The sequence below is a fragment of the Bacillota bacterium genome, from assembly GCA_040754675.1.
GTDB lineage: Bacteria > Bacillota > Limnochordia > Limnochordales > Geochordaceae > Geochorda.
In genome coordinates, this window is record JBFMCJ010000237.1 from 1,718 (window position 1) to 6,342 (window position 4,625).

The 4,625-nt window shown below is 65.1% G+C and carries 5 protein-coding genes; 4 read left to right on the plus strand and 1 reads right to left on the minus strand.

All coding sequences use genetic code 11. The features are described 5' to 3' along the window. Positions 1-313 (plus strand): hypothetical protein (locus AB1609_13590; GenBank protein MEW6047492.1); only part of this gene is annotated, 313 nt, incomplete at its 5' end. A gap of 94 nt (positions 314-407) precedes the next feature. Here the strand turns inward: AB1609_13590 and AB1609_13595 are convergent. After that, positions 408-1,349 (minus strand): GntR family transcriptional regulator, encoded by a 942-nt coding sequence (locus AB1609_13595; GenBank protein ID MEW6047493.1) that lies wholly within the window; start codon positions 1,347-1,349, stop codon positions 408-410. A 186-nt stretch (positions 1,350-1,535) separates the two neighbouring features. Between AB1609_13595 and AB1609_13600 the strand changes: the two genes are divergently transcribed. From AB1609_13600 to AB1609_13610, 3 genes are all read left to right on the plus strand, one after another. Beyond that, a complete protein-coding gene (locus AB1609_13600; protein ID MEW6047494.1) occupies positions 1,536-2,954 on the plus strand; it encodes a lactate racemase domain-containing protein in 1,419 nt (472 codons plus the stop codon). 7 nt (positions 2,955-2,961) lie between these two features. After that, a complete protein-coding gene (locus AB1609_13605; GenBank protein ID MEW6047495.1) occupies positions 2,962-4,098 on the plus strand; it encodes an ECF transporter S component in 1,137 nt (378 codons plus the stop codon). Positions 4,099-4,183: 85 nt separating this feature from the next. Next, the coding region (locus AB1609_13610; GenBank protein ID MEW6047496.1) for an NAD-dependent epimerase/dehydratase family protein at positions 4,184-4,625 on the plus strand (442 nt) is incomplete at its 3' end.

Consider the following 4,625-nt stretch of genomic DNA (forward strand, 5'->3'; position numbering starts at 1 on the left):
GAAAGAGGCGGGCTTCATCGGGGTCGACGTGTTCTGGGCCCGTGCGGGCCATGCGACCTTTGGTGGCTTTGCGGCACCTGCGGCCACATGGCCAGCGGCGGTTGCCCGCTCCCACATCTCCCTGTGCGTGCTGGCCAGTTCCGTGGAGTGGCGCCTGCGGGAGGCGTGGGCGCCGTTTTTGTTCGACGACGAGGAGCCCGAGGTCGAGCCCTTCGAGGAGGTGACCACCCCAAGCCCGTTCGATCGCGAAGTCTTTGCCCGGGTTGGTCTCCACTCGCTCGTTTCGGCGGGTAGACGGGAAGCGTCCGCCTGAAACGGCCGCGATGGGCTTCATGACGGTAAACGGGGCATCTTCAGGTTGAGCAACTTCGGCCTGGTACTAATCGGCGACGCAGGCTCTGCCGATTTTACCTGGTGGCGTGCGTGGTGGGCCTGCCGTGCGGATCTTCGGCTGTGGCAGCCTGTTTCGCGGGGTCACTACGGAAGTTATTTTCCAGGGCAAGTAACCCCGTGATAAGGAACCGTGACTTAGCCGGCGTCAGCCAAAACTCGGCGTACTCCACCGGCTGGTCACCTGCCCATTGGCAAAGGGTCACGGCAAGGCATGGACTGCCGGGGTGCACCCCCAAGAGTTCGGCGTTTCGCGCGGACATAGTGGTCAGCTCCATAGTTTCTTCAAGCCGGGTGATGACAACCTCGTATTCCTGCGCCAGGATGTCCAATAGAGGGGCCCCTGTCAGGTCCGCGGTCGCTAGGCCGATGAAGCGGTCGGCCGGGAGCCAGGAACAGGCATGGGCGACGGGCTCACCGTTTGCGTTGAAGACCCGCTCAAAGAAGACAGCCTGCCTGGGCTGCCGAATCGAGCGACCTCCCTGCTTCCAGCGAGCGGCCACAGCACGAGGTACCGGGCGAATTTCCCGGGCCAGGATTGTTATCGTGGGCGTGAGCCCTGCCACTTCGATGGCGCGATAGGGCGAGACCAGGATGAGCCCGTGCGAGCGGATGCCGCGCACGACACGCGTACCCCGACGCCGGTCCCGGACGATGATACCATCCTGTACCAACCGCCCCAACGCTTGGCGCACGGGGCCGCGACTTACCCCGAGCTTTCGGCAAAGCTCTTCCTCTGGGGGCAACAGGTCTCCCACCCGCCAGACGCCCTGTGCGATGCCGAGGCGAATGCGCTCTTCGATTTGCAGGTACAGCGGTACCCCGCTCTGACGGTCGAGCCGCAGTGGTCCTCCCTCCCTTGTTTCGTTCCACCCGCAAGGGAGAGTTCGGAACGCGGTGGATGCCCCCCTGCTACGGGGAGCCTGCGCCAGCCGGAGAACTGAGCCTGTCCGAGGCACCAAAACGGGGGAGCGGTGGACGCGTTTTTGGTATTTTTGTAAGGAGGATTATACTAATTGCTGCCGAAATATAGGCGGTGTCAGGGGTGACAACGGTTCTTCTGCGCCTCGTGGCGGAGCATCGGCTGGGCGCGCCTGTCCACCGCTGCCGGTGGCGGAGGTCGGGCCGGGAGGTTCAAAGCAAGGATGAAGAAGGTCACTATTGAGTACGGCGACGGACTGATGGACATCGAGGTACCTGACCATGCCGTCGTAGTTCGCTCGGGTGAAACGTTCACCGATCCGGAGGCCACTGGTGACCCGGTTGCCCTGACCCGCCAGGCGCTGCAAAACCCGCTTGGGATGCCGCGCATTCGGGAGCTCGTCGGGCCGGGTTCCAAGGTGGTCATCGCCTTTCCGGACCGGGTCAAGGGAGGTTTCCACCCCACGGCACACCGACGGGTCACCATCCCGTTGCTCCTCGAAGAACTCGAGCAGGCCGGCGTGCGCGATCGCGACATCAAGCTGGTGTGCGCTATCGGGCTGCATCGAAAGAACCTGCGCGAGGAGTGGAACGCCTACCTGGGCCCCGACCTCGTGAATCGGTTCTGGGGTGAGCGGCTGGCCAATCACGATGCCGAGGACCCAAACGGCATGGTGTACGTGGGCGAGACCGACGAGGGCGACGCGGTGGAGGTGAACCGCGCGGCGCTCGAAGCCGACCTGACCATTCTGCTGGGCCATACGCTCGGCAATCCCTACGGCGGGTACAGCGGCGGCTACAAAATGCCCTGTACGGGGCTGGCGGGGTGGCGATCCATCCGGTGCCACCATAGCCCGCGAAGCCTCTACCGGCCGGACTTCGTGCCCATTTCGACGGGGAGTCACTTCCGCGAGCAGCTCCACAAGATCGGCCGCGCCATGGAACAGGCCATGAAGCGGCCCTTCTTCGCGGTCGACGCCGTGCTCAACGGTCGGAACCACCAGATGGCGGTCTTCGCTGGCGCCGTCCCTGAGGTCGAAAAGGCCACCTGGCCCATCGCAACTCGCCGCACCGAGGTGAGGCTACCGGGCGAGAAGTTCGACGTGCTGGTCATCGGCATGCCGCGTACTTTCCACTACGGCCCCGGGATGGGCTCGAACCCGGTCCTGATGAAGCAGGCCATCGGCGCTTCGCTGGCTCGCGCCTTCGGCGCGCTCAAGCCGTGGCCGGTGGTCATCGCCGCATCCGTGTGCGACGGCTGGTTCAACGACGAGTGGTTCCCGGCCTACCGCCAGGTCTACGAGCTCCTTCAGCGCTGCAACACCACGGATGAGCTGGTGCGCTACGAAGACGAGGTCTCCACCGATGAGAAGTGGGTACGAAAGTACCGGTACGGTTACGCCTATCACCCGTTCCACGCGTTTTCCATGGCGTACATGGGTGGGCTGGCCGATCGGTATGCGCGGGCCGTCTACATCGTGGGCGCCCGGGAACCGGGGTACGCAAAGGGTATGGGCTGCATCCCCGTGCCGACATTCGAGCAGGCACTGCGTCATGCCGAGCGCCACGTCGGCAAGAACCCCCGGATCCTCATCGTGCCGGCGCTCTCGCAGGTCCAGGTGCACGTAAGCGCGGGAGGGTGACGAATCAATGAGCCAGTCGGTCGTCTCGACCCACTCTGACCTCGAACACGCCATTGCGGTGCTCCGCGAGACTGGTGCGTCGTTCGTCTTGGTGAGAGGCGGCGAGGTCATCACCCGGGGCGAGGGTCATGGCGTCCGGCCGCTCCTGGCCGAGCTTGACCGCCTGGGCCCGGCGCGCACATCCGGTGCCGCCCTAGCGGACAAGGTAGTGGGCAGGGCAGCGGTCATGGCCGCGCTGTGGGCCGGCATCAGGGCGTTTCACGGGGAGTTCGTGAGTCAGGCCGCGGTGGCGGAGCTTGAAAAGCGAGGTTTGCCTTACTCGTACGGGGTGCTTATTCCTCAGGTGTTGAACCAGCGCGGCGACGCGCTCTGCCCGTTCGAAGCGGCCGTGTCGGGCATCGAGAACCCCGAGGAGGCGATGCGCGCTTTGCGCGCCACGAGCGAGCGCCTCCAGGCTGAATGGCTTTGTGGCACGCCAGAGCCCGCTAATCGGGCTGGTGAGGAGCGCGACATAGTCAACCTGCACGGTTCGCTAGAAGTCTCGACCCGTCCAGCTGGCCCGGAGCGCGCAGGCCCCCGGAGCACCGGCAAAGCTCGTTCTTTGCCAACCAGGACGGTTGCGGTGATGGGCCTGTGGCTTGCCCTTAGCGTCGGCATTCCGCTGGCATTACACCCGCTCGGGGTCGGCCCGGCCTTGCTTCCGATGCACATCCCCGTGCTGTTGGGGGGCGCGCTCTGCGGGCCCCTAGCGGGATTGATCGTAGGTGGCTTCGCACCGCTGCTGTCGCACCTGTTGACGGGCATGCCGCCCATGGCACCGCCTATCGCCGCCCTCATGAGCTTCGAGCTCGGCACCTACGGGCTTGTAGCCGGTGCGGTGAGGCGAGCCGTCGTGCAGGTAGGCGGTCGGTGGGCGGCGCTGCCGTGGCTGCGTGAGTACGTGTGGCTGGTGGCCGCGATGGTCGCCGGGCGGGCGGTTCTCGGGGCTGCCGCGGCGCTGGTGGGACCGGCCCTCGGGCTGAAGCTGTCGGCCACTGCTTACCTGAAGGCAGCGGTGCTTACCGGGGTACCGGGTGTCTTGGTGCAGCTGGCGCTTATACCTCCCCTGGCGTGGCGCCTTGCTCGCGCCCGGAAACAGGCCTGACGCTGGTCGTCGCCTTAGTGGCCTGCCAACCGGCGTGTTTGAAGTAGGCGCGGGCGATTCGGTGTAGCACAGGGGAGGGCAAGTGATGAGCGTCTTAATCGTCGGAGGCGCTGGGTTTATAGGGGCCTACTTGACCCGACGTCTGCTACGGGACGCGGTACGGGTCGTGGTTCTGGACAGCGCCTTCAGCAACGTCATTCACGAGGTGTTGACCCCGGAGGAGCTCGGAGAAGTAACGCTCGTTTCCGGCGATGTTAACAGCTTGCGAGACCTCGGACATGTCATCCGTGAACACGGGGTACGGCGACTCGTCAACCTAGCCTCGTTGCTACATCCGGTTTGTGACCACAATCCACCGAAGGCGCTCGCGGTCAATGTGGACGGTCAGCTCGCCGTCCTGGAAGCAGCCCGACTGTGGAATCTGGAGAAGGTCGTGTGGGCGAGCTCTGTCGTCGTCTTTGGCGACCGTACCCATCAGCTGGTTCTCCCCGTGCCGAACGACGCGCCACACCATCCGGTCTCGGTGT

Excerpts from the sequence above, each read along its gene's own strand:
- AB1609_13600 (MEW6047494.1), top strand. The coding sequence starts at position 1,536 with ATGAAGAAGGTCACTATTGAGTACGGCGACGGACTGATGGACATCGAG.
- AB1609_13605 (MEW6047495.1), top strand. The coding sequence starts at position 2,962 with ATGAGCCAGTCGGTCGTCTCGACCCACTCTGACCTCGAACACGCCATT.